The organism is Kineosporia succinea (assembly GCF_030811555.1).
GTDB classification, from domain to species: domain Bacteria; phylum Actinomycetota; class Actinomycetes; order Actinomycetales; family Kineosporiaceae; genus Kineosporia; species Kineosporia succinea.
Map to the genome: position 1 here is coordinate 7,411,304 of NZ_JAUSQZ010000001.1, position 26,617 is coordinate 7,437,920.

Genomic DNA, 26,617 nt, shown 5'->3' on the forward strand with positions numbered 1-26,617 from the left:
TCGGTCCCGATCGGGCCGCGTCCGATCCAGTCCGACCCGCGGGACGCCGATGAGGCGATGACTCGTGGACCGTGGGGGCGGTGTGGGCAGCGGTGGGGGCGGCACGGTGAGCAGCTCGGTGAGCAGCTCGATGAGCGGTGCGGGGCGCGCCCGGGCGTCGGCGTTCTACCTGGCCGTCTGCTCGCTGGTGGCCGTGGTCTATCTGCTCTTCGGCTCCGCCACCACCCATGCCTTCGTGGCCTCGGCCGTGCACACCTCGGCGGTCGTCGCGATCGTTCTGGGGGTGCGACGGCACCGGCCTGAGCACGCCCTTCCCTGGTACACGCTGGCCGGCAGCACCCTGCTGTTCACCCTGGGCGACGCGGCGTTCTGGTGGCGGTCCGTGTGGCTGCACCAGGACGCGTTCCCGTCGGTGTCCGATGCTCTCTACATCCCGTCGAGCCTGTTGCTGATCGCGGCGCTGCTGGGCTTCACCCGGGCGCGCCGCACCGGCTGGGACCGCTCCGGGCTGCTCGACGCGGCCGTGCTCTCGACCGGCGCGGGCCTGCTGTCGTGGCTCTACCTGATCTCACCCACCGCCGGCGCGGGTGACCTGTCGCAGCCGGCCCGTCTGGTCTCGCTGGCCTACCCGGTGGTCGACCTGCTGGCCCTGGCCGTGCTGGTGCGCCTGACCATCGGCACCGGCCGAAGACCGTTCGCCTACCGGCTGCTGGTCGGCGGCGTCACCACCCTGCTCGTCACCGACGGCGCCTACACGCTGATGCAGCTGGCCGGCACCTACGAGACCGGCGGCTGGACCGATGTCGGCTGGATGGCGTCCCACGTCCTGATGGGCGCGTCGGCCCTGCACCCCTCGATGCCCGCGGTGTCCGAGGCCACGCCACCCGTCCCGGAGGGCGTCATCGGCCGCGGCCGGCTGGTGGCGCTGGCCGCCGCCAGCCTGATGGCCCCGCTGGTGCTGATCCTCGAGTGGCTGCACCGTGACCCGATCGACGCGCCGGTCATCGCCGCCGGCTCGATCGTGCTCTACCTGCTCGTGCTGGCCCGTCTCCAGGGGGTGATGAAGCAGCTGGCCGGTCTGCTCGACACCGCCAAGTCGCAGGCCAACACCGATCTGCTGACCGGGCTGGCCAACCGGCGCCGGTTCTACGCGCTCTGGGAGACCGAACTCGCCGGGGCCACGCCCACCACGGCCCTGCTCTACGTGGACCTGGACGGCTTCAAACCGGTCAACGACACCCTCGGGCACCAGGGCGGCGACGCGGTGCTGCAGGCGGTGGCGGCCCGTATCAGCTCCGTGGTGCGCGCGGGTGACGTGGTGGCCCGGCTGGGCGGTGACGAGTTCGCGGTGATCCTGCCCGGAGCCGACGACGTGCAGGCCGAGGCGATCGCGGCGCGGATCCTGGCGGCGGTCTCGGTGCCGGTCGTGGCCCTCGGGAGCCCGGTGCGGGTGGGGGCGAGCATCGGGGTGATCGTGGCGCCGCACGGCGCCGACCCGGAGAACGAGATCCAGCGCGCCGACGGGGCCATGTACGCGGCCAAGAGTGCCGGGCGGGGACGCGTCGGGCGGGCCTGACCGGCCCCTCCCCTCCAGGGGGTTCCCCGTCCGGAACCGACGGCGGACAGCGACGCCGGACGGGGAACCACCCCCTACGCGAGCGGCGGGAGCTCCCCCGACGAGGCGACCTGGCTGTACCAGCGGCCGGAGTCCTTCACCGTGCGCACCTGGGTGTCGTAGTCGACGTGCACGATGCCGAACCGCTTGCCGTACCCGTACGACCACTCGAAGTTGTCGAACAGCGACCAGGCGAAGTAGCCCTTCACGTTCGCCCCGGCGTCCAGGGCCCGGCCCACCGCGTCGAGGTGGGCGTGCAGGTACGCGGTGCGCCGGTCGTCGTGCACCCGGCCGTCGGCGGCCACCGTGTCGTCGAACGCGGCGCCGTTCTCGGTGATGTAGAGCGGCAGGCCGGGCCGGCGACGGTGGATGTCGAGCAGCAGGTCGGTCAGGCCCCGCGGTTCGACCAGCCAGCCCATCTCGGTGTACTCGCCCTCCGGGCGCACCCGGGCGACCCCCTCGACCAGGGTGGGCTGGAACGGGTCGCGGTCCGGGTCCTCCCCCGCGCGCACGGTGGCCGTCGAGTAGTAGTTGAGCCCCATCGCGTCGAGCGGGGCGTTGATGATCTCCAGGTCGCCGGTGCGCACGAACGACCAGTCGGTGAACCGGGCCGTGGCCTCGAACAGGCCCTCGGGGTAGACGCCGTTCAGCTGGGGCTGCAGCAGGATCTCGTTGTTGACCAGGTCGAGACGGGTCTTGGCGGCCCGGTCGTCCGGCGCGTCGGTGTGCGCCCGGTTCACCTGGAGGTTGTGCGAGATCGCGATCCTCGCTGCGGCGCCGGCCTTCTCACGCACGGCGGCCGCACCCAGCCCGTGGGCCAGGTTGAGCGTGTGCACCGAGGCGAGGGCCTGGGCCGGGTCCTTGACGCCCGGCGCGTGCTCACCCGACAGGTGTCCCAGATAGGCCGCGCACCACGACTCGTTGAGGGTGATCCACAGGTCAACCCGGTCACCCAGCGCCTCCGCCACGATGCCCGCGTACTCGGCGAAACGGTGGGCGGTGTCCCGGTTCGGCCAGCCCCCGGCGTCCTGCAACGGCTGCGGCAGGTCCCAGTGGTACAGGGTCAGGGCCGGGGCGATCCCCGCGTCCCGCAGCTGGTCGGTCAGGCGCTTGTAGAAGTCCAGACCGGCCTGGTTCACGGCGCCGGAACCGGTCGGCTGGATCCGGGGCCAGGCCACCGAGAACCGGTAGGCGTTCAGGCCCAGGCCGGCCATGAGCTTCACGTCGTCGGCGCTGCGGTGGTAATGATCGATGGCCACGTCACCGTTCTCGCCGTTCACGACGGCCCCCGGCCTGCGCGCGAACGTGTCCCAGATCGACGGGCCGCGGCCGTCCTCACCGACCGCTCCCTCGATCTGGTAGGAGGACGTGGCCGCCCCCCAGAGGAAGTCGCTCGGGAAACGGCGCGGTGCGGCGCCGGGGGTGGGCTGGGTCATCAGGGCTCCTGATCGGTGGAGGATGAGAGGGAACGGTGCGGTGGTCGAGTACGGCGAAAAGGGTGGACGCGGTGGTCAGCCCGCGCTGACCATGTGGCCTCCCGGTCCGGTGGCCGGGGAGGCCGCCCGCACCGCGACCGCGCGCAGGTCGTTGGCCGTGCGCAGCACCGGGGCGCGGGTGAGGTCGGCCGGGTCGAGGTCGGCCGTGGTGGTGACGAGGAAGCTCGTGCGGGCTCCGGCCGGCAGGCTCACGACGCCGTCGTCGACCCGGGCGTCCGGGGCCAGGCGGTCGGGGTGCACGGTCACGTCGGAGGCGAAACTGCCGGCCAGCACGTCGATCCGGTAGCCACCCCCGACCCTGACCGCGGTCGCCTCGAGCGGGGCCGGGTCGAGCTTCAGGTCCACGTCCTCGGCGAACGTGTGCACCGCCCGCTCGTCACCCAGCTCGGCCACGAGAATCTCCTCCGCCGCGTCGTGCGGCGTGGTCAGCTCGGGAGGCAGGGCGATCACCTGCACCGACCGGGCCGGCACGTCGATCCGGGTTTCCCGGCGGGCCAGCTCGGCCCCGGCGAAGCTCGAGCGCCGCACCTCGGCGGTGCCCGTCCAGGGCTCGTCGGTGTCGTTCACCGCGACCAGGCCGAGCGCCCCGTCGCGCTCGGTGAGGAACAGCGCGCGGGGCGCCGAGGCCCGCCGCAACGCGAACCACACCGGCTTCGGCCGCTCCTGCGAGTCGACGAGGGCCCACGACACCACCGGCCAGCAGTCGTTGAGCTGCCACACGATCCAGCCGGCCGTGCGCGGCCACCACGACCGGTAGTGCTCCACGGCGTGCCGGATCGCGCGCGCCTGGTTCAGCTGCGCGGCCCAGTGCCAGTCCTCGAGGCGCTCCGGAACCCCGGTGTGCGGGGCCATTCCGCGCTCGAGCTTGCCGGTGCCGTCGTCGGCCTTCTGGTGGACGAGGAACGTCGGGTCGCCGTACGGGTCGTCGACCTCGGTCAGCGCCCGGCCGTCCGCGGCGTGCACGTGCTCGGTGAGAGCCCGCCAGGACGGCGGTGCCTGGTAGCCGAACTCCGAGCAGAAGCGCGGGATCTCGCTGCGGTAGGCACTCCAGTCGAGGCGGTTCCAGACGTCCCACTGGTGGTGCGTGCCCCGGTCGGCGTCGTTCGGGTGTGACTGCCCCGGTGTGCGGCGCGGGGTGAACGGGCTGTTCGCGCTGTACGGACGCGACGGGTCGAGCTCGGCCACGATCTCCCCGAACAGCCGCTCCGCGTAGTCCTTTCCCCAGGTCCGCTCACCCAGCAGGTCTTTCCACCCCCAGTCCTCGTGGCCCCAGAGGTTCTCGTTGCCACCGTTCCACAGCACCAGCGACGGGTGCGGCATCAACCGCACCACGTTCTCGCGGGCCTCGGCCTCGATCTCCGAGCGGAACGGTTCTTCCTCCGGGTACGCCGCACAGGCCAGCAGGAAGTCCTGCCAGACGAGAAGTCCTCTCTCGTCGCACAGTTCGTAGAAGTCGTCGGACTCGTACATCCCGCCGCCCCACACCCGCAGCAGGTTGAGGTTCGCGCCCAGCGCCTGGTCGAGACGCCGGGCCAGGCGGTCGCGGGTGATCCGGGTGACGAAGTGGTCGTCCGGGATCCAGTTGGCACCCCGCACCGCGACCGGCCTGCCGTTGACGAGGATCACGAACCGGGTGCCGTGCTCGTCGTCACCGGTGTCGATCTCGACCGTGCGGAACCCGATCCGGCGGCTCCAGGTGTCGAGAACCGTCTCGCCGGAGCTCAGTTCGACCGTCAGCTCGGACAGGGGCTGTTCACCGTGCCCGGCCGGCCACCAGAGCGGGGCGTCGGGCACCCGCAGCCTCAGCACCGCCTCGTCGACGTCGGCGGGCACGACGGTGGACGCGCCGGCCCCCCGGACCTCGACCCGCACCTTCACGGCGGAGCGGGTCTCCAGCCCCGAACGCTCCAGGTCGACGTGCACCTCCACGGTGTCGGACCCGACGACCGGACGCACGCGCGCGAGGCGGGCGGTCGTCCATCGTTCGACCCGCACCGGCTTCCAGAGCCCGGCCGTGCGGAAGTCCGGCCCCCAGTCCCAGCCGAACGAGCAGGCCATCTTGCGCACGAAGTTGAACGGCCGGGGCACGTTGACGGCCGGGCGGTCGCCCAGTCTCGACCGCAGCGCCTCGGCGTGGGTGGTGGCCGAGGTGATGTCGACCGTGAGTGACGTCCGTGCCGTCAGGTCGGTGACGTCGAAGCGGTAGCTGCGGTGCATGTTCTCGGTGCGACCCAGAACGGTGTCGCCCAGCCGGACCGTGGCAACGGTGTCAATACCGTCGAACACCAGGTCGATCCGTTCACCGGGCTCCGGCGGTGCCAGGTCGGGCGAGGCCGTGTAGCGCCAGTCGGTGCGGTGGAACCACGCCAGGTCGGCCTCGTGCGCGTCGTCGTAGGGCTCGGGGATCGCCCCGGCCGCGAGCAGATCGGTGAGGACGCAGCCGGGCACCGCGGCCGCGAAGGTTCCCCTCGCCGCGTCGGGCACCTCCCCGGCGGTCGTCGTGACGGTCCATCCGCTGGTCAGTTCGTGGTGCTGCACTAGGCCCTCCCGGACGTGCTGGCTTCGGTCTCGCGCGGGGTCCGGACAACGCGGACGCCCCCGGCGGGAATCTGGGTGGCCGGGCCGACCTTCTCGTCGGTCAGCAGGTCGAGGCCGGCCGCCTCGACCTCCACCGGTTCGTCGCGGTGGTTGATGAGGAACAGGTAGGCCGCGTCGTCGCCGATGCGCCGGACCGCCTCCAGCCCCGCTGGCGCGACCACGGTTCGGGCCAGCTCGGTCTCGGCGATCAGGCGATCGGCGACCGCTTCGATCGATGACCCGGGCAGCTGCGCCGAGACGTACCACGCCGCCCCCGCGCCCACCGCCCGCCGCGTGACCGCCGGGCCTCCGGCCAGGGAGCTGCTCGTGTACGAGAGCACCACGTCAGCGTCGTCCACGACCACGCGCTCGGTCCAGTCCCGCACCACGCCACCGTCGCTGAGGCTCACCGACTCCTCGGTCTGCAGCGGGTAGAACTCGTCCGCCCACACGCCCAGCACGTCGCGGAACGCTCCCGGGTAGCCACCCGTGCGCACCCGCCCGGTGGGATCGCAGATCCCCGAGAGGTACGTCACGACCAGCGTGCCACCCCGCTGCGGCACCGCCGCGAGGCGGGAGGCGACCGCGTCGTCCACCATGATGAGGGTGGGCACGAGAACCAGGTCGTAGCCGGACAGATCGGCGTCGGGACGCACCAGGTCGAGCAGTACCTGCCGCTGCCAGAGCGCCTTGTGCCAGGCCCGCAGCTCCCGCCCGTAGCGCAGGCCCCGGTGGGGTTTCAGGCCGTGCTGCAGGTACCAGCCGGCCTCGTCGTCGACCACCATCGCGGCCCGCGCCGGCTCGACCCGCGAACCGGCCACCTCGTCCAGGGCTTTCAGGTGCCCGCCGAGCTCGACGACCTCCCGCCAGACCCGCGAACGGGTGCCCGCGTGCGGCAGCATGGCCGAGTGGAACTGCTCGGCCCCCGCCGTGGAGGCCCGCCACTGGAAGAACATCGCGCCGTCGGACCCCCGCGCCACGTGCGCCAGGGCGTTACGGGCGATCTCGCCGGGATCCTTGGCCCGGTTGCGCTGCTGCCAGCTCGGCCCGCCGGTGGAGTGCTCCATCAGCAGCCACGGCCGGCGCCCGGCGCTCATCCCCCGCATCCGGTCACCCGCGCAGGCCAGCTCGATCGCGCGGTCCGGGTCGTCGACGAGCGTGTAGTGGTCGTTCGCGACGAGGTCGGTGTGCGGCGCCCAGCGCGAGTAGTCGACCACCTGCGCCCCCGGGCCGACCATGAAGTTCGTGGTGACCGGAACGTCCGAGAACCGCTGGATCACCTCACGTTCCGCGAGGTACGCCCGCATCAGCGCGTCGGAGGAGTAGCGCTCGTAGTCGATGAACAACCCCGGGTTCGGCGCTCCGTGCTTGCCCCGGGGCGGCAGGATCTCGCTCCAGTCGTTGAACCGGTGCCCCCAGAAGGCCGTGCCCCAGGCCTGGTTCACCGCCTCGACGGTGCCGTGCCGTTCGGCCAGCCACCGGCGGAACGCGTCGGCCGAGACGTCGCAGTAACAGCGCGCGTTGCCGCCGCCGAGCTCGTTGCCGACGTGCCACAGCTTCACGGCCGGGTGCTGCCCGTACCGCATCGCCAGCCGCCCGGCGACGCGCACCGCGTAGGAGCGGAACACGGGTGAGCTGGGGCACCAGGCGTTACGGCCACCGGGCGGCTGCTGATAGAGATCGGCGTCGAACGGCAGGATCTCCGGGTGCGCGGTGTGCAGCCAGCTGGGTGGGGCCGCCGTCGGCGTCGCCAGGTTGATGCCGACGCCGTTCTCGTGCAGCAGCTCGACGATGTCGTCGAGCCACCCGAAATCGAACACCCCGTCGGAGGTCTCGACCAGACCCCAGGAGAACACGCCGAGGGTGACCAGGTTGACCCCGGCCTCCCGCATGAGGCGCACGTCGTCGAGCCAGGTGTCACGCGTCCATTGCTCGGGGTTGTAGTCGCCCCCGAAGACGAGACTCATGCCGCCGCCTTCTGCGTGCCGGTCGGCACCCATTCGCCGAGACGGTGGTCGTAGCAGACGGAGTCGTCGATCGAGTCCCGGTCGGGCGCCTGCGACCTCACCACGCCACCGACCCGGTTGGGGTCGGGTGCCGAGGCGGCCAGCAGCTTCGTGTAGTCGTGGTGCGGGTCGAGGATCACCGCGTCGGCCGGCCCCCGCTCGACGACCCGGCCGTGGTGCAGCACCAGGATGTCGTCGGAGAAGTGGCGGGCCGTGGCCAGGTCGTGGGTGATGTACAGCACGGCGAGCCGGCTCTCGCGCTGCAGGCGCCCGAGCAGGTTCAGCACGCCCAGCCGGATCGACACGTCGAGCATCGAGACCGGTTCGTCCGCCACCAGCACCTGGGCCCCGGGAGCCAGCGCGCGGGCGATGGCGACCCGCTGGCGCTGACCGCCCGACAGCTCGTGCGGGCGCCGGTCGGCCATCTCCTCGGCCGGGGTCAGGTTGACCCGCTCGAGCATGGCGAGCACCTCGTCGCGGCCCGAGGGACGCCCGTGCAGCTTCAGCGGCCGGGCGATGTGATGGGCCACCGAGTGGAACGGGTTGAGCGACGCGAACGGGTCCTGGAACACCATCTGCACGTGGCGCCGGTAGAGCGGGCCGACGGCCGGGGTGCCGTCGTCGAGCCTGACCTCGATCCGGCCCGATGTCGGTTTCTCGAGCCTGGTCAGCAGTTTCGCGATCGTGGACTTGCCCGAACCGGACTCCCCGACCAGAGCCACCGTGCGGCCGGGCACCAGGTCGAAGCTCACCCGGTCGACGGCCCGGTGCCGCCGGCGGCGCAGGCCGTCGCGGATCGGGTAGTCCTTGGTCAGGTCGGTGACGTGCACGCTGGTCATGCTGACCTCTCTTCCCCGTGTCCGTGGCGCACGAAGTCGCCCCGGTCCCCGGTCAGGCTCGGGAACGACTCCAGGAGCTTGCGGGTGTAGGGGTGTTTCGCGGCCCGGTGCACCTGCTCGGCGGTGTCGAGCTCGACGATCTCCCCGCGGTACATCACCGCGATCCGGTCGGCGATCTCGAGCAGCAGCGGCAGGTCGTGGGTGATGAAGACGACCGCGAAGTCGAGTTCGTCACGCAGCCGCACGATCTCGCGCAGGATCTCGCGCTGCACCACCACGTCGAGGGCGGTGGTCGGCTCGTCCATGATCATGATCTGCGGCTGCAGCAGCATGGCCATGGCGATCATCGTGCGCTGGCGCATGCCGCCCGACAGCTCGTGCGGGTACGAGCGCAGACGCACCGCGTCGACCCCGACCCGTTCGAGCACCTCCCGGGACCGCGCGCGGCGCTCGGCCCTCGACATCTCCGGGGCGTGGGCCTTCAGCGTGTCGTCGAGCTGGTAGCCGATCGTGCGCACCGGGTTCAGCGAGTTCATCGCGCCCTGGAACACCATCGACAGCTGCGACCACCGGAACCGGCGCAGCGCCTCGTCCTTCAGGGCGAGCAGGTCGATGTCACCGCCGTCCCGGTCGTGGAACACCACCGATCCCCCGGTGATGCGGGCGGGCGGCTGGTGCAGGCGGTTGACGGCGTAGGCCAGCGTGGTCTTGCCGCAGCCGGACTCCCCCGCCAGACCGAGGATCTCGCCGCGGCCCAGCTGCAGGGAGGCCGAGCGCACGGCGGTGACCGGCTGTTCGGTCTCGTAGACGACGGTCAGGTTCTCGACCGTGAGTACCGGGCTCCTCATCGGGCCACCTTCCTCAGCCGGGCCGTGCGCCTGCGGGCGAGCCGGGCGTTCCTCAGCCGCGGGTCGATGATCTCGTCGATCGAGAAGTTGATGAGCGACAGGCCCATGCCGAACAGGGCGATCATCAGGCCGGGCGGCACGAACCACCACCAGGCCCCCAGCGGCAGGGCGAACCCGTTCTGGGCGTAGAACAGCATCGTGCCCAGGGTGGACGAGTTCGAGGCCCCGAGACCGAGGAACGACAGGCCGGCCTCACCGAGGATGGCCGCGATCACGGCGTAGACGAACTGGGAGGCCAGCACCGGCAGCAGGTTCGGCAGGATCTCGACCGCGATGACCCGCCACGGCCGTTCGCCGGACAGCTGCGCCGCGGCCACGTAGTCGCGGTTGCGCACCGAGAGGGTCTGCGCCCTGAGCACTCTCGCGGACGCGGCCCAGCTGGTCAGGGCGAGCACCAGGGCGATCGTCCACAGGCCCCGGCTCTCCGGCGGCACGAACCCGGAGATCACGATGACCAGCGGCAGACCCGGGATGACGAGGAAGACGTTGGACAGCAACGAGAACGTCTCGTCGGCGAATCCACCGAGGTAGGCGCCGTAGATGCCGAAGAACGCCGAGAGGACCGTCGCCATCACGCCGACCAGCAGGCCGATCTGGAGCGAGCCGCGGGTGGCGAAGGCCAGTTGCGAGAGCACGTCCTGGCCGGTCTGGGTGGTGCCGAGCAGGTTCGTGCCGGTGGGTCCGGCCAGGCCGATGTCGTTGATCGCGTCGGGGTCACCGGCGAAGAACGGGCCGATCGCGCCGAACAGGGCGATGAGGCCGACCAGGGTGAGACCCAGTGCGAGCCAGCCGGTCATGGTGGGCAGGAGCGAACGCCAGCCCCGTCTGCGGGGTGTGGCCGGGGGCACCGCGGCGGGAGTGGGCGGCGGTGAGGCGAGGGGCCCACCCGGGCCGGTGGGGCTGGTCGGGGCGGCGGGGGTCTCCCGCACGATCAGGTGCGCGTCGACGGTGGACGCGCCGGTCGGGCGGGCGGTTTCGTTCGCCACCGGGGCGGTTCCGTTCGCCACCGGAGTGGTTCCGGTCGGCGTCGGGGTGGTTCCGGTTGCCCTCGGGGCGTTTTCCATGGGCGTCGGGGTGTTTTCGGACTCCGCCGGGGTGGTTTCGGTGGAGTCGGACTTGTCGGAGATGCTCATCCCGGTTCTCCTCTCAGGCCCGGGCGCGGGTGCGCGGGTCGATCAGGCCGTACAGCAGGTCGACGACCAGGTTGGCGCCGAGCACGGCCAGCGTGATGTAGAGGAAGATGCCCTGCATCAGGGCGTAGTCGTTGTTCTGCACGGCCGACAGCAGTTTCGAGCCGATGCCCGGGTAGGAGAACACCTGCTCGGTGACCACGGAGCCGGAGACCACGAAGCCGAGCGAGATCGCGAACCCGGCGATCGACGGCAGCACCGCGTTGCGGGCCGCGTAGTTGCGCATGATCGTGCGCTCCGGCAGGCCCTTGGCCCGGGCGGTGAGCACGTAGTCCTCGGACAGGGTGGAGACCATCATGTTGCGCATGCCCAGCATCCAGCCGCCGAGCGAGGCCAGCACGATGGTGAGGGCCGGCACGAACCCGTAGCGGATGGTCGAGGAGATGAACGGCCCGTTGAGGCCCGGGCTGAGCACCACGTCGTAGCCGCCCTGCGAGGGGAACCAGCCGAGCACCCGGGCGAGCAGGTAGACCAGCACCAGCGCGAGCCAGAAGTACGGCACCGCGGCGAGAATCGTGGTGGCCGGCACGGCCGAGTCCAGCCAGGTGCCCGGCCGCCAGCCGACGATCGCCCCGAGCCCGATGCCCAGCACCGCGGCGATGATCGTGGCGATGCCGACCAGGGCGATGGTCCAGGGCATCGAGGTGGAGATGACGTCGGTGACCTTGCCCGGGAAGTACGTCACCGAGACCCCGAGGTCACCGTGCACCAGGTTGACGAGGTAGGTCCAGTACTGCTGCGGCAACGACTCGTCGGAGTCACCGCCGAGCAGGGCCGAGTAGGCCGCCCGGGACTCCGGGGTGACCGTGGCGCCCCGGGCCTGGAGCTTGGCCAGCAGGATGTCCACCGGATTGCCGGGCAGCAGGCGGGGAATCGCGAAGTTCAGGGTGACGGCCGCCCAGACGGCGACCGCGTAGAACAGGAGCTTGCGCAGGAGGTAGTTCACGGCACGGTCCTTCCGGACGGGGCACGGAGGGTCTGGGGAGGCGGGCCCGGGGAGTCCCGGGCCCGCCACGGTTCAGCGTCGGGTCAGGAGACCGGCTTGAGGCGCTTGATGATCGCGCCGAAGTCGTTCTTCGACCAGACCGCGGGCACGGCGTACAGGTCGTCCGCGCTCGGCCATCCGGTGAACTTCTTGACGTTCCACTCGCTGGTCGTGCCGCCGGTGAGGATCGGGATGTAGGGCATGTCCTCGACGATCGAGGTCTCGATCGTGTCCAGGTACGGCTGCCGGGCCGCGGTGTCGTCGAGGGCGTAGGTGCGCAGGGCCTTGATCGCCTCGTCGACGTCCGGGTCGGAGTAGCGGGACACGTTGTTGCCCGACGTCTTCCCGACCTTGGCGGTGCTCGTGCTGGAGAAGAAGTTGTTGTAGACGTAGTACGGGTCGGGCGCCGACCCCTGGTAGAGCGAGTCGATCGCCAGCTGGAACTTGCCGCCGGTCTTCTTCTCGGTCCACTCGTTCCACGACGACTGGGCCACCTTCAGATCGATCCCGGCCTCCTTGAGCTGCTGGGCCATCGTCTGCACGGCGGTGATGTAGTCGGTCCAGCCGGTCACGACCTCCACGGTCACCGACAGCTTCTCGCCGCCCTTGGCGTAGATGCCGTCACTGCCCTTGGCCCAGCCGGCTCCTTCCAGCTCCGAGGTGGCCGCCGCGACGTCCGGGGTCTCCGGCGCCACCGGCTGCTCGATCGAGGAGGAGATGAGCTGCTTCTGGTTCGACGTCAGCACGAAGGTCGGCGAGATCTCGCTCGAGGTGTTCTGGAAGGCCAGCGCGTTCAGCTGCTTCCGGTTCACCGCGTGGTAGATCGCGCGCCGCACGGCCGGGTCGGTCTGCGGCCCGGTGCAGCCCAGGTCCTTGTTCGCGCAGGTGAGCAGCGCGGTCTGGCTCTGGTTGACGGTCAGCGCGTCGTAGCCCGGGTAGGTCTCCTTGACCTTCTGGATGTTCGGCACCGGGCCGGTCTGCCAGTCGATGGTGCCGGCCGCCACGCCGTCCGCGCCCGCCGTGTTGCCCGACAGCGACAGGAACCGCACGGTCTTGATCGCCGGGACGTCACCCCAGTAGTCCTCGTTGGCGACGTAGGTGAAGGCCTGCGCCTTGAACTCGCCGAGCTTGAGAGGGCCGGTGCCGACCGGCTTCTCCATCACGTCGGTCTCGGGATCGACGTCCTTCCAGAGGTGCTCGGGCACCATGTAGGTGTTGCCCAGCACGTCCGGGGCCTGGGTGTAGGCCGGCTGCTTGAACGTGAACACGACGTGGGTGTCGTCGGCGGCCTCGGCCGTGCCGTCGTAACCGATCGAGTTCAGCGACGCGTGCTCGGTGAGGATGTCGAAGCTGAAGACCACGTCGTCGGCCGTGAAGGCCTCCCCGTCGGTCCATTTCACGCCCTCGCGCAGGGTCACCGTGAGCTCGGTGCCGTCGTCGTTCCAGGCGTAGTCGGTGCCCAGCAGCGGTTCCGGATCACCGGACCCGGCCTTGTTGATGAAGAAGAGCTGCTCGTAGATCGCCCCGCCACCACCGATCTGCGTCGGTGAGAACGGGTTGAAGTTGATCTGGTAGTCGCCGGACTGGCCGGTGTAGGCGACGAGCGTCGTGACGCCCCCACCCCCACCGCTGCCCTCGCCACTGCTGCCCGAACAGCCGGCCACGAGGGTGCCGACCGCCACCAGACCTGCTGCCACTTTCAGGGCGTGACCCCGGTTCGTCCGGGAGCGAGCCCTCATCGCCGTAAGGAACATCCTTGGTCCTTCCCGTTCACCGCACGGTCGTGACCGGCGGCTCGTCTCCCGCGGCTCTGCGGTGGCGCAATTCTTACTTTACTAAATTTAGTGTGTCAATATAGGTCCGGGACGTAGCGACGACGCCGGTCACCGGCGTCGGTCGCGCCCCTGACCTGTCTCAATCCCCCTCCCGAGGGAGCACTTTGGCGACTCCGACCCTCGCCCTCGTCCTCGACCTGATCCGGACCTCCGGCCCCGTCAGCCGGGTCGAACTGGCCGAACGGGCCGGCGTGACCCCGGCGACGATCACCAACACGGTGCGCGACCTGCTGGCCGCCGGGCTGGTGCGCGAGACCGGCCGGCGTCCCGGAGCCGTCGGCTCGCCCCGGCGTCTGCTCGGCCTGGCCCCGGACGCCTGGTACGCCGTCGGCGTGCAGCTCTCCCGCAGCACCACGACCACCGTGGTCACCGACTTCGCGGGTGGGCAGCTGGCCGCGTCCCGCTCGCCCGGGGCCGGTGACGACCCGCCCCAGGTGACGCTGACGGCGCTGGCCGCCCACGTCGAGGAGCTGCTGACGACGGCCGGCGTGCCCCGCGACCGGGTGCTCGGGCTGGGCCTGGTCACCCACGGGCCGCAGGACCGCGAGCGCGGCATGATCCTCACCGCCCAGCCCACGATCGCCTGGCAGCGTTTCCCGTTGACCTCGACCCTGGCCGAACTGCTCGACCTGCCGGTGCTTCTCGAGAACGACGCGACGGCGGCGGCGGTGAGCGAACGGTGGACGGGGTCGGTCGGCGCGGAGTCGTTCGGTGTCGTCTGGGTGGGTGGGGGCATCGGCGGCGGGGTGGTGCTGGGCGGGGAGTCGTTCGGGGGTGCGACCGCGAACCCGGTGGAGATCGGGCACGTGCCGCTGGATCCGGCGGCGAAGGTGTGCGCGTGCGGCAACCGGGGGTGCGCGGAGGTGACGGCCGGTCCGGCGGCGGTGGTCGGGCAGGCGGCGGCCGATCCGCGGGAGCGGGTGCGGCTGGGCCTGTCCGGGCGTCCGGAGGACACGCTGGTGGACTTCGAGCGGCTGGCGGTGGCCGCGGCGGACGGGGACGGGCGGGCGACGGCGCTGCTGCGAAAGTCCGCGGACCGTCTGGGAGATGCCGTGGTCACGCTGATGAACCTGTTCGACCTGGACACCGTGGTGCTGTCCGGCCCGGCGCTGGTGACGGCCGGCCCGCTGTACGTGGAGGCGGCGACCCGGGCGGCCGGACGCGGGGCGCTGGCGCGGTTGCTGCGGCCGGTGCGGGTGATGGTGTCGCCCGACGCCGAGGTCGCCGCCGCCGTGGGCGGGGCCCTGGTGGTGCTGCGCTCGCCCCTGGTCCTCGCCGACCCGCTGGCCGACGTCGGGCGGAGGGCCTGGCCCCTGACCCACTGAGCACCCTGGCCGTCCCCTCCGGCGCCCGCCGGACCGAACCACACAAGGAGTTCCGTGACCACCGAACCCGCCCCCACCGCCACCTGGACGACCGAGGCCGGGACGACCACCGGTGCAGGCGAGATCCCCACCGCCGAGGCGACCACGACGTCCTCCATCAGCCGGGACGGGGTCGCCGTGATCGTGCGGCACCCTGCCGACGGTGCCCCGGTCGTGCAGTACTGGGGTGCCGGGCTGGGGCCGCTCGACGCGGGCGACCTCGCTGCCCTCGTCGACGCCGACCACCGCCAGACGCCACCGGGGACGCTCGACGCGGCCTGGCGCCCGAGCCTGGTGCCGGCCGAACCGGACGGCTGGCCCGGGCGACCCGGGGTGCAGCTCGTACGTGACGGCGTGCCGCTGATCCCCCGCTGGCGCCGGGACAGTGTCACGGCCGGTGAGCACGAAATCGTCAGCCGCATCGTCGATTCCGCCGCCGGCCTCCGTCTCACCACGCGCCTGCACCTGGAACCCGGCGGTTTGCTCGGGGTGCGGCACACCGTCACCAGTGACCACTCGGATCTCGAGGTCCAGTGGGTCGAGCCGACGCTGCCGGTGCCGACGCGGGCGGACGACGTGCTCACCTTCTCCGGTCGCTGGACCCGCGAGAAGGCCCCGCGGAGAACGCCCTTGGGCCGTGGGTCGACGGCCCGTCAGACCCGGCGCGGGCGGCCGGGTCACGATCAGCCCTGGCTCCTGGCGCTCTCCGACGGGCCGGCCCGCAACCGCGACGGCGAGATCTGGGCCGTGCACCTGGCCTGGAGCGCCGACGTCACCTACCGCACCGACCGGCTGCCCGACCAGCCCACGCTGCTGGGGGCCGGTGAGCTGCTGCGGGCGGGCGAGATCCGGCTCGCCCCCGGTGACGAGTACTCCTCCCCCACGGCCTGGTTCGCCTGGTCGGACGCGGGGCTCGACGGGATCGGCGCCCGCTTCCACACCTACCTGAGGTCACGGGAGAGGCATCCGCGGGCACCGCGTCCTCTCGTCCTGAACACCTGGGAGGCCGTGTACTTCGACCACGACCCGGCGACCGTGGCCCGGCTGGCCGAGCGGGCCGCGGAGATCGGCGTGGAGCGGTTCGTGCTCGACGACGGCTGGTTCCCGGCCCGGCGCGACGACACCCGGGGCCTGGGCGACTGGTCGGTGGACCGCAGCGTGTGGCCGGACGGGCTGGAGCCGCTGGCGGGGCGGGTGCGGGAGCTCGGGATGCAGTTCGGTCTGTGGTTCGAGCCCGAGATGGTCAGCCTGGACTCCGATCTCGCGCGTGAGCACCCGGACTGGTTGCTGCACGACCCGGTTCAGGTTCCCTCCCCCGGAGGCCTGTCGTGGCGGACGCAGTACGTGCTGGACCTGGCGCGTCCCGAGGCGTACGCGTACCTGCTGGAGCGGATGGGCGCCCTGGTCGGCGGCCTCGGGCTGGCGTTCGTCAAGTGGGACCACAACCGTGACCTGGTCGACGCCCGGCACGACGGCCGGCCCGGGGTGCACGTGCAGACCGTGGCGGCTCTGCGGTTGATGGCCGAGCTGAAGGCCCGTTTCCCGGGTCTGGAGATCGAGTCGTGCTCGAGCGGTGGCGCGCGCTGTGACCTGGGTGTGCTCGAGGTCGCCGACCGGGTGTGGGCCAGCGACTCGAACGACGCGGTGGAACGTCAGGACATCCAGCGCTGGACCGAGCTGCTGCTGCCGCCCGAGCTGATCGGCGCGCACGCCGGGCCGCCGACCGCGCACAGCTCGGGGCGCACCGTGGATCTGTCGTTCCGGCTGGCCACGAGTCTCACCGGCTCGGCGGGCTTCGAGTGGAACGTGCTCGAGTGCGACGAGGCCGAGGTCGCGCGGCTGCGGCGGTTCGCCGGGCTGTACCGCGAGCTGCGCCCGTTGCTGCACACGGGCACGGTGGTGCACTCCGACGTCCGGGATCCGGCGCTGCGGGTGCGGGGTGTGGTGGCCGAGGACCGGAGCGCCGGTGTGTGGACGGTGGCCACGGTCGCGTCGATGGAGGACGCGCGCCCGGAGCCGGTTCGCCTGCCCGGGCTGGACCCGCGGCGGCGTTACCGGGTGCGGGTGCGCGACGAGGTGGGCACGGCGAAGTGGGGCTGGGTCACGCCGCCGTGGCTGACGGCGGGTGAGGTGGTGCTGACCGGCCGGGTGCTCGAGCGGGTCGGGCTGCAGATCCCGGCGCTGTGGCCGCAGCAGGCGCTCGTGCTGCACGTGACGGCGGTGTAGCGGCGGTGTAGCGGCTGGGAGCGGCTGTAGCACGTGCCCAGAACGGAGCTTCTTGTCCCCCTTACGGGTGGATCACCGTCGTCGGGACGCCAGGTGATCGCCGGGAGGGCCGAAGGGAGATGCGGAGGCGAGGACGCCGGTTCGTCCCGCCTCCGTGGTCCCCCCGCGCCTGAGAAGGAGTTCTCCCATGAGACGCGTCCACCCGGCCAGTGCTGTCGTCGCCGCCCTCGCGATATCGGGGGTGCTGCTCGCGGGCAACGCCTTCGCCAAGACCACCACGACGTCGGGCGGCGCCGTCAAGAACCCGACCCAGCAGCAGGCCCTGGACGCGAACACCACCGTCCGCAACTACATCCTCCAGCACCCGGACGCGCCGCTGCCCACACCGTCCACCACCGCGTCCGCAAGCCCGACGAAGACCCCCACGGTGGCACCCACCACCCCCACCCCGGCCAGCACCTACGCCTCGGGGATGCCCTGGAGCGACGGCGGTTTCTTCGAGCACTCCTCGTCGAAGGCCACGAGCTTCGCCGCCTGGCGCGGCGCCCCGGTGGACAACGTCGGCGCCTACACCGACCGCGCGTCCTGGCCGGCCCAGCTGAACAACTGGTGGGCGGGCACCGTGCCCTCGACGTTCAGGGCCGAGCGCGACGACTTCGTGCTGTCGGTGCCGCTGTGGACGAACGACGGGGACAAGGGCACCGACCAGAACTGGAAGGACCTCGGTACCAGGATCGCCGCGGTGGACTCCAACGCCCTGGTGCGCCTGGGCTGGGAGATGAACTGCTGCTTCTCGCACGCCACCGATGCCAAGACCTGGACGGCCCAGTTCTCCCGTGCGGTCACGCTGATGCGCACCACCGCCCCGAAGCTGCAGATCGTGTTCAACCCGAACGAGGGCGGCGCCCAGAACGGGACCGTCGCCGCGATCGAAAGCCTCTACGTCAAGGGCAAGGTCGACGTCATCGCGCTCGACGCCTACGACTGGTACGAGCCGTTCACCACCGAGGCCGGCATCCAGTCGCACTTCACCAGGCCCTACGGCTGGAACTACTGGTACGACTTCGCCCGTGAGCGCGGCCTGACGTTCGGGCTGGGCGAGTTCAGCGTGTACTCGGGCTCGAGCGCGTCCGGCGGGGACAACCCGAAGTTCTTCGAGGCCGTGTACTCCTGGCTGGCCGCGAAGCAGAAGGCCGATCCGGGCTCGATCCGTTTCGTGTCACTGTTCAACGCCAGTGCGGCGTACTGCGGGTGCTCGCTGTCGGACTCCGAGAACCCGAAGGCGGCGGCTGCTTACAAGAGCCAGCTGGCGAAACTGCGCAAGTAGCGGTGCTCCTGCGGACGCGTGGGGGAACGGCCTAGAATCGGGCTTTTCCCCCACGTCGGCAGGCCGGCCGACGGCACCGTCACAGCGAGGTGACCCGTGCGGCTGTTCCTCCTCGGCGCCCCGTGCGCCGGCAAGACCACGCTCATGGCGCCCCTGCGCCGCGAGCTGACCTGCCCCGTGCTCGACATGGACGAGGAGATCCTCCGGGTCAACCACGGCGTCTGGCCGCACCTCGACCGCAAGCGCGGCCAGACCCGGCACCTCATCGCCGAGCTCTCCGAACAGCGGGACGTGGTGCTCGCCTACAGCATCATCGACGACGAGGACGTCACCCGGCTGCGCGAGAAGGGCTGGTGCATCGTCCTGCTCGACCTGCCCGAGGCGGTGATGCGCGAACGCGCCGCCGAGCGCGAGCGGCGTGAGGGATGGAGCAACATCCAGTGGCTCCCCACGCACATCCAGCACATCGAACGGCTGCGCGGGCGTGACGCGTTCGACGCCGTGCTCGACGCCACCCGGCCCGTCGAGGAACTCGTCGCCGGGGTTGTCAGGCTGGCGGAGCCGTCGAGGCCCGGGCCACCACCTGGGCCACCGGCGGGATCTCGGGCACCGGGGCCTCACCCCGCACCGCCCGCAGCAGCATCCCCGCCGTGACCACGCCCAGCTCGTGCACGTCGCGGCTGACCACCGACAGCGGCGGATGGCAGATGCGGCTGTTCGCCGAGTCGTCCCAGGCCAGGATCGACAGGTCGCCGGGCACCCGCAGGCCGCGCCGGTGGGCCTCGCGCAGACCCGCGACCGCCATCAGGTCGTTGTCGTAGACCACGGCCGTGGGCGGCGGGTCGGCGTCGAGCAGGTCGGCGGTGAGCGCGGTTCCGGCGGCCGCACCGTAGTCGCCCTCCCGGCGCAGGCCCTGCCCGCCGGCGGCGGCGAGGGCCTCGACGAAGGACGACGCGCGCGCCTGGGTGTGCCGGTAGCGTCCCGGCCCGGAGACCCAGGCGATGCGGACGTGCCCCAGCCCGGTCAGGTGGTTCACCGCCTCGCGCATGGCACTGGCGTTGTCGTAGTCGACCACCCAGTCGCCCGAGGCCGGATCGCCCCCGATGTGCACCGCGGGCAGGCCCAGCTCGGCGCACACCGCCTGCCGCGGATCGTTGTCGACGAGATCGGAGACGACCACCGCGTCCACCAGATCCTCGCTGCGCCACCGCCGGTAGGCCAGGATCTCGGCCTCGAGATCGGGCACCACGTGCAGGAATACCGACCCGTCGTGCCGGTCGAGCTCCTCTTCCAGCCCGGCCAGCAGATCGGCGTAGAACGGCTCGAGCCCGCCGCCCTCGTTCATCGCCAGCAGCGCCATCCCGACCCGCGGCCCGCGTCCCGACCTCACCCCGCCAGCATGCCAGTAAGGGACGGGCCGAGGGACCGCCACCTCCGGCCGGGCACCCGTGCGCCCCTGGCCCCTCCTCGCTGCCGCGCTGCCTCGCTGCCGCGCCGCCTCGCTGCCGCGCTGCCCATCCCGTCTGCACGCGGCAGGCCCTTCGACGTGCGATGCTTCGGCTCGTGTACGGAGCGGATGTCGGCCCTGGTGTCGCGGCGGAGACACTCGGACGACCCCGGCGGGCACCGCGCACCACGACCCGCCGTCAGGTCCTCGACCTCATCCGCACCCGCTCCCCCATCAGCCGCGTCGAGCTGGCCGAGATCACCGGCCTGACCCCCGCGTCCATCACCCACGCCGTGCGCTCGCTGCTCGACGACGGCCTGGTCGAGGAGAGCGGGCTGCGCGAGCGCACCGGCGGCAAACCCCGGGTGATGCTGACCGTCTCGCCCCGCGCCCGGTGCGCGGTCGGGGTGCAGCTCGGGGCCGACTGGATCGTGGTGGTGATCACGGACGCGCGGGGCGCCGTCGTCGGTCGCATGCGCACCCGGGGTGCCCGGCAGGACGACCCGGCCGACGTCGTCACCGCGATCGCGAGTCACGTGGACACCCTGCTGCGCGCGACCGCGATCGGACCCGAGCAGCTGGTCGGCGCGGGGCTCGCGGTCCCCGGCACGATCGACCCGGCGGCGGGCTCGATCCGGACCTCGCGGTCGCTGCCCCGCTGGGACGGCCATCCGGTGCGCGACACCCTGGCCCAGGCCCTCGGCGTGCCCGTGGTGATGGACACCGACGCGACCGCGGCCGCCGTCGGGGAGCTCTGGAACGGGCGCACCGGCGCGGCTTCCGCCCACTGCACCCTCTACATGGGCGCGGGGATCGGGGCCGGCTTCGTCCTGGGCGGCAGCGTGCACCGCGGGGCCACCGGGAACCCGGGGCAGCTGGGGCGGTTGCACTTCCACCGTTCCTGGGGCGAGGCCGGGGCCGGGCCTCGGGGCGGTCACGGAACCGCCGCTCGGACCGGTGCCGGGGCTGGAACAGGAGCTGGGGCCGGGGCCGGCCCGACGCTCGAGGATCTGGCGGCGCCGCACGCCGTCGCCGCGCGCGCCCGGGCGGCCGGGTTCACCGACGACACCGATCCCTTCCGGGCTTTCGGGGCCGTCGCGTCGGCCGCGGTGCACGGCGATGCGGTGGCGCTGTCGCTGGTCGAGGAGTCGGCGAACCGGCTTGCGGACGCGGTGGTCACCCTCGCGGGTCTCCTCGACCTCGACTCGCTCGCGCTGGCGGGGCCGTCGTTCAGCACCGCCGGCTCGATCTACGTGGCCGTGCTGGAGAAACGGCTGCACGAGCTGGGCGGGCGCGCGGTCGACGTCACCCTGGCCGCGCACATCGCCGACGCCGCCGCGGTCGGGGCCGCCGCGCTCGCCTTCCACGAGGACCCGGCCGCCGCACCGGCCCCCTGACCCGGCCCACCTGACCCGGTCCACCTGGCCCGGTTCGCCCGACCCGGACCACGCAGCCCCGCCCACGCGCACCCGGCCTCCTCCGGACCGACTCGGGCAGAATGGACGGGTTCGTGCCGCCTACGTTGAGGAGAGTCCGCATGACCCGGCGCATCTGTGTCTCAGGCGCCAGCAGCGGTATCGGCGCCCGCATCGCCGTGGACCTGGCCCGGGACGACACCGACCTGACCCTGCTGGCCCGGCGCGCCGACCGTCTCGACGAGGTCGCCACCCGGGCCCGTGAGGCCGGCGCCGCGTCCGTCAGCCCTGTCGCCGTCGATCTTTCGGAGCCCGGCGAAGCACTCACGACAGCACTGAAAACAGCCACGGCCAACGGCGGTTTCGACGTGATCGTGGCCGCCGCCGGTGCCAACGCGGCTCTGTCGGGCGACGCCCCGGCCGGACTGGCCGAGGCGGGCGGCGCGGCCTGGGCCGCCTGGCACTGGGAGGCCAACTTCCGGGCCAACGTGCTCACCGCCGTCACCCTGATCGAAGGGCTGCGCGAGCTGGGCGGGGTGGCCGACGGCGCGAGCATCCTGCTGTTCAGCTCGATCGCGGCCTACCGGGGCTCGGGCAGCGGCTCGTACGCGGGCACCAAGGCCGCCCTGCACCCGTACGCCTACGATCTCGCGAGTGCCCTGGGCCCCGACGGGGTACGGGTGAACGTGGTCGCGCCCGGCTACATCGCCGAGACCGGGTTCTTCCAGGGCCAGATGTCGGCGCAGCGGCACGAGACCCTGGCCGGGCAGACGCTTCTCGGGCGCGCCGGCGTTCCGGAGGACGTGTCCGGGACGGTGCGCTGGCTGGCCTCCCCGGCCTCGCGCCACGTGACCGGCCAGATCATCCAGATCAACGGCGGCGCGCAGCTCGGCCACTGAGGTCCCGGGCGGGCCGCCCCGGCACAGCGGCCCGCCCGAGCCTCTAGTTCACGGAAAGCGTTCCGGCCGTGGTGGTCTCGACCGTCCAGGCCCGCGCCTGGTCGCTCAGCGACAGCCCCAGGCCGGGCCGGGCCGGCACCACCATCCGCCCGTCCCGCAGTTCCAGGCGCTCGTTCCACAGCGGCTCGAGCCACTCGAAGTGCTCCACCCACGCCGTGTGCGGGTAGGCCGCCGACAGGTGCACGTGGATCTCCATCGCGAAGTGCGGCGCCAGGCTCACCCCGGCGTGCTCGGCCAGCGCCAGCAGCTTCAGGAACGGCGTGATGCCCCCGACCCGCGGCGCGTCCGGCTGCAGGTAGTCCACCGACCGAAGCCGCAGCAGCTCGGCGTGCTCGGCCACACTCGTCAGCATCTCCCCCGTCGCGATCGGGGTGTCGAGCGCGGCGGCGAGCTGCGCGTGCCCCTGCGCGTCGTAGGCGTCGAGCGGCTCCTCGATCCACTCCAGACCGAACGGCTCCAGGGCCCGCCCCATGCGCAACCCGTCCTGACGGTTCCACTGCTGGTTCGCGTCCACCATCAGCGTGAACTCGTCGCCCACGGCCTCGCGCACCGCGGCCACCCGGGCCAGGTCGGCCTTCCGGTCGGGCTGGCCGACCTTGAGCTTGATCCCGCCGATGCCGTTCGCCACCGAGCGCTGCGCGTTCTCGACCACCGCCTCGATCGGCATCGACAGGAACCCGCCGGAGGTGTTGTACGCGGCCACCGTGTCGCGGTGCACCCCGATCAGCTTGGCCAGCGGCAGGCCGGCCCGTCTGCCCTTCAGGTCCCACAGCGCGACGTCGAACGCGGCGATCGCCTGCGTCGCCAGGCCGCTGCGCCCGACCGAGGCCCCCGCCCAGACGAGTTTCGTCCACAGGCGGGAGATGTCGCTGGGATCCTCCCCGAGCAGCCCGGGAGCCACCTCGCGGGCGTGCGCGTACATCCCCGGGCCCCCGGCCCGCTTGGAGTAGGCCCAGCCCAGCCCGCTCAGCCCGGACTCGGTGGTGATCTCGGCGAAGACGAAAGCGATCTCGGTGAGCGGCTTCTGGCGACCGGTGAAGACCTTCGCGTCACTGATCGGGTTGCCCAGCGGCAGGAACGCCAGCGACGTGCGCACCCCGGTGATCCGGTCACCGGCCGCCTCCCCCGCCCCCAGGTGCAGCCCGGACAGGTCGGGGACGACGGTGCTGGTCTCGAGCGTCATCACGGATCTCCTTCGATCGGGGGTCCCCTCCGACGCTAGGTGCCCCCTCCGACGCCGGTCCAACATCAATCCGACATCGCCTGATGCCCGCTCGGCATGCATGCCCACCACCCGCGTAAGGTGCTGGGCGCCATGCTGATCACCAGTCCTGACACCTGGGCCGCCACCCTGGCCACGACCGGTCTGCCCCCGCTGCGCAGCCGGGCCCCGCTCGAGGGCGCCTTCCGCGGGCGCATGGTGACCGGGCGGCTCGGCCCCGTGCACATCGCCGGCTTCGACACCCCACCCGGTGACTGCGTGCGCGACGAGGACGGGGTCCGCGACCGCGACCGCCCGTTCTGCCAGGTCGACATGATCGTCGCCGGTCAGGCGCGGGTCGAGCAGCCGGGCGGCACCGCCGAGCTGAGCGCCGGAGACCTGGTGGTGGTCGATCCGGCCCGGCCCGTGCGGGTGCGCAGCGGCTGGTCGCGGCACCTGAGCCTGCTCGTGCCCCGCCGTCTGCTCGAGGCCGACACCCGGGCGCTCGCCGGGCGCCGGCTCTCCGGCGCCCACGGGTCCGGGGCCCTGATGATGCCGCTGGTGAAGGCCGCTCTCGGGTCGATCGAGACGTTCGCCCCGCAGGAGGCGACCCGCACCGGAACGATGATCGCGGGCGTCCTCGATTCCGCTCTGGCCGGGCAGTTCGGCGACCCCGGCCACACCGAGGACGAGACGCTGCGCACCCGGGTGCGGGCCCACATCACCGCTCGCCTGCACGACCCCGGGCTCTCCCCCGGGTCGGTGGCCGCCGCCCACCACATCTCACTGAGCCGTCTGCACAAGCTCTTCCGCGACCAGCCGCTCACGGTGGCCGCCCTGATCCGCGCCGGCCGGCTCGAGCGCTGCCGCGACGACCTGGTCGCGGGCCGCCTGCCGGTCGCGGTCGTCGGCACCCGCTGGGGGTTCACCGACCCGGCCCACTTCAGCCGCGCGTTCAAGGCCGCCTACGGCACGTCACCGTCCGGGTACCGGCGCCGGTACCCCGGTGGGATGTCGCCGCGTTCGCGCACGGATCGTCATGGCGGGGCGCACTAGGGCGCATCACGATGTCCACGGGGGCACCATCCGTGCGCCCGTGGACATCGAGTGAAAGTGACAGCCGCCATGGAACAGTCCGTTCAGTCCCTCTCCGAGATCCCGGCCCGGATGTGCGAGGCCTGGGGCCGGGGTGACGCGGAGGGCTTCACCGCGGACTTCGCCGACGACGCCGAGTTCATCGCCTTCGACGGCACCCGGCTCAGCGGCCGCCCCGCGATCGTGGCGTTCCACCAGCCCCTGTTCGACACCGTGCTGAAGGGCACGCGCCTGGTCGACAACGACGTGGTGCTGGCCCGGATCGTCGAGCCCGGGCTGGCCTACGTGCACAACCGGCTGCGGGTGATCATGGACGGCGAGACCGAGCCGCTGCCCACCCGCGACTCCATGCAGCTGTTCGTGGTGCAGTGGCGGGACGGGCGCTGGCAGGTCGTGGTCTCGCAGAACTCCCGCATCGTGGGCCTGGAGCGCCAGATGCAGCTCGACGCCCTCGAGACGAGCGCCTAAGGCGAAAGACCCTGCCGCGCACCAGCACCTGGTGCAGATCGGCGAGGTCGGCGTCGAACGTGTGCAGTGGCGCCGACCGTGCTCCCGGTCGGCGCCGAACCGAAAGCTTCTGCCTCACAGACCATGACGGACGTCCCGGTCGCCTCCGCCGCCCACGGCACCAAAGAGGGCGTCTCCTCGACGAACTGATCGACCTCCGGCCGGAATCCGTTGCCCGTCAGACGACCGCAGCGGCCTCGGCGACTACCCGGCGAGACTGCGGGTGACGCGCCGGGCGTCCGGCACGGATCCGGTGTCGTCGGCGGTTCCCGGCCACGCCCGTAGACTGGTGGGGTGGACGATCCCCTCGCCGGTGCGGCGCACTACCCGTCCACCATCGCCGAACCGCTCGAGCACGAGCTCGTGGTCAAGAAGTCCCGCTTCATCGCGCACGTGGCCCCGGCCCGCACCACCGACGAGGCCGATGCGGTGATCGCGGCGGTGCGCAAGCAGTACTGGGACGCCCGCCACCACTGCGTCGCGCTCATCGTCGGCACGCACGCCGGCCAGCAGCGCTCGTCCGACGGCGGGGAGCCCTCGGGCACCGCAGGCGTTCCGATGCTCGAGGTGCTGCGCCGCCGCGACCTCACCGATCTGGTGGCCGTGGTGGCGCGGTACTTCGGCGGGGTCAAGCTCGGGGCCGGAGGGCTGGTGCGGGCCTACTCCGGCGCCGTCTCCGAGGCGCTCGACCTCGCCACCGTGGTGCGGCGAACCCCCGCCGTACGAGTGGCGATCGAGGTGCCGCACCAAGACGCGGGGCGCCTGCAGGGCGTGCTGCGCGAGTGGGCCGACAGCCGCGACGCCCAGCTCGACGACGTGACCTACGCCGCGAGCGCCACCATCTCGCTGCTGGTGGCGCCCGGGCGGCTCGGTGACCTGGACGCCTCGCTGGCCGCCGCGAGCGCGGGGCGACTCACGGCGGTGCGGGGTGAGACCGTGGTGATGGAGTCCTAGAAGGAGTTGTCACGGGTTTTCAGGCGTTCGGGTCGACGAGCCAGAAGCGGCCCGGCTCGTCGTGGGTCAGGATCATGCCCATCTGACCGGCTGCGAGGTAGCCGTCGTCGCCGTGGCTGAAGGTGTGGTCGCGGCCGGACTTCTCGACGGTGAAGTGCTGCCGGGCGTCGTCCGGGTCGCAGGTTCCGGCCCCGATGGCCGACGGGGTGATCTGGCCGCGCTCGGGCATCTGCCAGCACAGCGGGTCGTCCTGGCCCGAGCTGTCGATGCCCTTGATCTGGTAGAGGCCGGGGCCGACGGACGTGAAGACGAACAGCTGGCGGCCGCTGCCGTCGTCGGTCATCTCCAGGCCCTCGTCGTAGAGGGCGAGGACGCCTGCCGTGACCTCGCCGGGCATGATGCTGAGGCCCGGGCCGCCTTCCGGGACCGACGGGGCGCCGCTCGCCGGGGTGCTCTCGGTGCCGGTCTCGGCGCCGGTCCGGGTGCCGGTCTCGGCGTCGGTGGGAGTCACGGTCGTGCTGGTCTTGGTGGACGTGGTGGTCCTCGTGGTCGAGGCCTGCGCGTCGGACCCGCCGCAGGCGGTGGTCACCAGCGCACCGAGCACCAGGAACGATGCGGCGGCAGTGCTCTTGAGCGTTGGCATGACTGCTCCCTGTGGAGGTTCGATCGTC

21 protein-coding genes are annotated in these 26,617 nt (G+C 72.1%); 10 read left to right on the forward strand and 11 right to left on the reverse strand.

Annotated features, from left to right (window positions below; all coding sequences use genetic code 11):
* The first annotated feature begins 64 nt into the window (after positions 1-64).
* Positions 65-1,576 (forward strand): GGDEF domain-containing protein, encoded by a 1,512-nt coding sequence (locus tag J2S57_RS32695; protein ID WP_307249969.1) that lies wholly within the window; start codon positions 65-67, stop codon positions 1,574-1,576.
* A gap of 74 nt (positions 1,577-1,650) precedes the next feature.
* Here J2S57_RS32695 and J2S57_RS32700 read toward each other — a convergent pair whose 3' ends face one another.
* The 8 genes from J2S57_RS32700 to J2S57_RS32735 form a co-directional block, all read right to left on the reverse strand.
* Entirely contained in the window at positions 1,651-3,051 is a 1,401-nt protein-coding gene (locus J2S57_RS32700) for a GH1 family beta-glucosidase (RefSeq protein ID WP_307249972.1), read from the reverse strand.
* Between the two features lie 75 nt (positions 3,052-3,126).
* Complete coding sequence (locus J2S57_RS32705) at positions 3,127-5,649, reverse strand: glycoside hydrolase family 2 protein (protein WP_307249974.1); 2,523 nt, start codon at positions 5,647-5,649, stop codon at positions 3,127-3,129.
* Positions 5,649-7,655, reverse strand: a complete 2,007-nt coding sequence (locus J2S57_RS32710) for a beta-galactosidase (RefSeq protein WP_307249976.1) — start codon at positions 7,653-7,655, stop codon at positions 5,649-5,651. The genes J2S57_RS32705 and J2S57_RS32710 overlap by 1 nt, the downstream gene beginning before the upstream one ends.
* Positions 7,652-8,533, reverse strand: coding sequence for an ABC transporter ATP-binding protein (locus J2S57_RS32715; protein ID WP_307249978.1), 882 nt, complete (start codon positions 8,531-8,533; stop codon positions 7,652-7,654). The genes J2S57_RS32710 and J2S57_RS32715 overlap by 4 nt, the downstream gene beginning before the upstream one ends.
* Positions 8,530-9,381, reverse strand: coding sequence for an ABC transporter ATP-binding protein (locus J2S57_RS32720; protein ID WP_307249980.1), 852 nt, complete (start codon positions 9,379-9,381; stop codon positions 8,530-8,532). Before J2S57_RS32720 ends, J2S57_RS32715 begins: the two co-directional genes overlap by 4 nt.
* Positions 9,378-10,238: an ABC transporter permease gene (locus tag J2S57_RS32725; protein ID WP_370882733.1), complete on the reverse strand. Its 861-nt coding sequence runs from the start codon at positions 10,236-10,238 to the stop codon at positions 9,378-9,380. Before J2S57_RS32725 ends, J2S57_RS32720 begins: the two co-directional genes overlap by 4 nt.
* Before the next feature lie 349 nt (positions 10,239-10,587).
* A complete protein-coding gene (locus tag J2S57_RS32730) occupies positions 10,588-11,577 on the reverse strand; it encodes an ABC transporter permease (protein WP_307249983.1) in 990 nt (329 codons plus the stop codon).
* 83 nt (positions 11,578-11,660) lie between these two features.
* Positions 11,661-13,313, reverse strand: a complete 1,653-nt coding sequence (locus J2S57_RS32735; protein ID WP_307249986.1) for an ABC transporter substrate-binding protein — start codon at positions 13,311-13,313, stop codon at positions 11,661-11,663.
* Positions 13,314-13,555: 242 nt separating this feature from the next.
* Between J2S57_RS32735 and J2S57_RS32740 the strand changes: the two genes are divergently transcribed.
* The 4 genes from J2S57_RS32740 (at position 13,556) to J2S57_RS32755 (ending at position 19,022) form a co-directional block, all read left to right on the forward strand.
* Positions 13,556-14,776: an ROK family transcriptional regulator gene (locus tag J2S57_RS32740; protein ID WP_307249988.1), complete on the forward strand. Its 1,221-nt coding sequence runs from the start codon at positions 13,556-13,558 to the stop codon at positions 14,774-14,776.
* 123 nt (positions 14,777-14,899) lie between these two features.
* Positions 14,900-17,041: an alpha-galactosidase gene (locus J2S57_RS32745; protein ID WP_370882734.1), complete on the forward strand. Its 2,142-nt coding sequence runs from the start codon at positions 14,900-14,902 to the stop codon at positions 17,039-17,041.
* Positions 17,042-17,228: 187 nt separating this feature from the next.
* Entirely contained in the window at positions 17,229-18,368 is a 1,140-nt protein-coding gene (locus J2S57_RS32750) for a glycoside hydrolase family 26 protein (RefSeq protein ID WP_307249993.1), read from the forward strand.
* A gap of 96 nt (positions 18,369-18,464) precedes the next feature.
* On the forward strand, positions 18,465-19,022 hold the full coding sequence (locus J2S57_RS32755) for an AAA family ATPase (protein ID WP_307249995.1): 558 nt from the start codon (positions 18,465-18,467) through the stop codon (positions 19,020-19,022).
* On the opposite strand, the gene J2S57_RS32760 is transcribed toward J2S57_RS32755, so the two are convergent.
* On the reverse strand, positions 18,916-19,758 hold the full coding sequence (locus J2S57_RS32760; RefSeq protein ID WP_307249997.1) for a LacI family DNA-binding transcriptional regulator: 843 nt from the start codon (positions 19,756-19,758) through the stop codon (positions 18,916-18,918). The genes J2S57_RS32755 and J2S57_RS32760 overlap by 107 nt on opposite strands.
* Positions 19,759-19,931: 173 nt before the next feature.
* Here J2S57_RS32760 and J2S57_RS32765 point away from each other — a divergent pair, with 173 nt between their 5' ends.
* Together J2S57_RS32765 and J2S57_RS32770 are read left to right on the forward strand one after the other, a co-directional pair.
* Positions 19,932-21,212, forward strand: coding sequence for an ROK family transcriptional regulator (locus J2S57_RS32765; RefSeq protein WP_307249999.1), 1,281 nt, complete (start codon positions 19,932-19,934; stop codon positions 21,210-21,212).
* 140 nt (positions 21,213-21,352) lie between these two features.
* A complete protein-coding gene (locus J2S57_RS32770; protein ID WP_307250002.1) occupies positions 21,353-22,129 on the forward strand; it encodes an SDR family NAD(P)-dependent oxidoreductase in 777 nt (258 codons plus the stop codon).
* Positions 22,130-22,172: 43 nt separating this feature from the next.
* Here J2S57_RS32770 and J2S57_RS32775 read toward each other — a convergent pair whose 3' ends face one another.
* Positions 22,173-23,372 (reverse strand): L-talarate/galactarate dehydratase, encoded by a 1,200-nt coding sequence (locus J2S57_RS32775; RefSeq protein ID WP_307250004.1) that lies wholly within the window; start codon positions 23,370-23,372, stop codon positions 22,173-22,175.
* 132 nt (positions 23,373-23,504) lie between these two features.
* Here J2S57_RS32775 and J2S57_RS32780 point away from each other — a divergent pair, with 132 nt between their 5' ends.
* The 3 genes from J2S57_RS32780 (at position 23,505) to J2S57_RS32790 (ending at position 25,946) form a co-directional block, all read left to right on the forward strand.
* Positions 23,505-24,446 (forward strand): AraC-like ligand-binding domain-containing protein, encoded by a 942-nt coding sequence (locus J2S57_RS32780; RefSeq protein WP_307250006.1) that lies wholly within the window; start codon positions 23,505-23,507, stop codon positions 24,444-24,446.
* A 69-nt stretch (positions 24,447-24,515) separates the two neighbouring features.
* Positions 24,516-24,953: an SgcJ/EcaC family oxidoreductase gene (locus J2S57_RS32785; RefSeq protein WP_307250008.1), complete on the forward strand. Its 438-nt coding sequence runs from the start codon at positions 24,516-24,518 to the stop codon at positions 24,951-24,953.
* Positions 24,954-25,286: 333 nt separating this feature from the next.
* On the forward strand, positions 25,287-25,946 hold the full coding sequence (locus J2S57_RS32790; RefSeq protein WP_307250010.1) for an IMPACT family protein: 660 nt from the start codon (positions 25,287-25,289) through the stop codon (positions 25,944-25,946).
* A gap of 19 nt (positions 25,947-25,965) precedes the next feature.
* Here the strand turns inward: J2S57_RS32790 and J2S57_RS32795 are convergent, their stop codons facing one another.
* Positions 25,966-26,589, reverse strand: a complete 624-nt coding sequence (locus J2S57_RS32795) for a hypothetical protein (protein ID WP_307250012.1) — start codon at positions 26,587-26,589, stop codon at positions 25,966-25,968.
* Positions 26,590-26,617 lie beyond the last annotated feature (28 nt).

Bases quoted from the DNA above. Each gene is read 5' to 3' on its own strand.
- J2S57_RS32780 (WP_307250006.1), top strand. From the start codon at position 23,505: ATGCTGATCACCAGTCCTGACACCTGGGCCGCCACCCTGGCCACGACC.
- J2S57_RS32725 (WP_370882733.1), bottom strand. From the start codon at position 10,238: ATGACCGGCTGGCTCGCACTGGGTCTCACCCTGGTCGGCCTCATCGCC.
- J2S57_RS32770 (WP_307250002.1), top strand. From the start codon at position 21,353: ATGACCCGGCGCATCTGTGTCTCAGGCGCCAGCAGCGGTATCGGCGCC.
- J2S57_RS32785 (WP_307250008.1), top strand. From the start codon at position 24,516: ATGGAACAGTCCGTTCAGTCCCTCTCCGAGATCCCGGCCCGGATGTGC.
- J2S57_RS32710 (WP_307249976.1), bottom strand. From the start codon at position 7,655: ATGAGTCTCGTCTTCGGGGGCGACTACAACCCCGAGCAATGGACGCGT.
- J2S57_RS32700 (WP_307249972.1), bottom strand. From the start codon at position 3,051: ATGACCCAGCCCACCCCCGGCGCCGCACCGCGCCGTTTCCCGAGCGAC.
- J2S57_RS32720 (WP_307249980.1), bottom strand. From the start codon at position 9,381: ATGAGGAGCCCGGTACTCACGGTCGAGAACCTGACCGTCGTCTACGAG.
- J2S57_RS32775 (WP_307250004.1), bottom strand. From the start codon at position 23,372: ATGACGCTCGAGACCAGCACCGTCGTCCCCGACCTGTCCGGGCTGCAC.
- J2S57_RS32795 (WP_307250012.1), bottom strand. From the start codon at position 26,589: ATGCCAACGCTCAAGAGCACTGCCGCCGCATCGTTCCTGGTGCTCGGT.
- J2S57_RS32750 (WP_307249993.1), top strand. From the start codon at position 17,229: ATGAGACGCGTCCACCCGGCCAGTGCTGTCGTCGCCGCCCTCGCGATA.
- J2S57_RS32715 (WP_307249978.1), bottom strand. From the start codon at position 8,533: ATGACCAGCGTGCACGTCACCGACCTGACCAAGGACTACCCGATCCGC.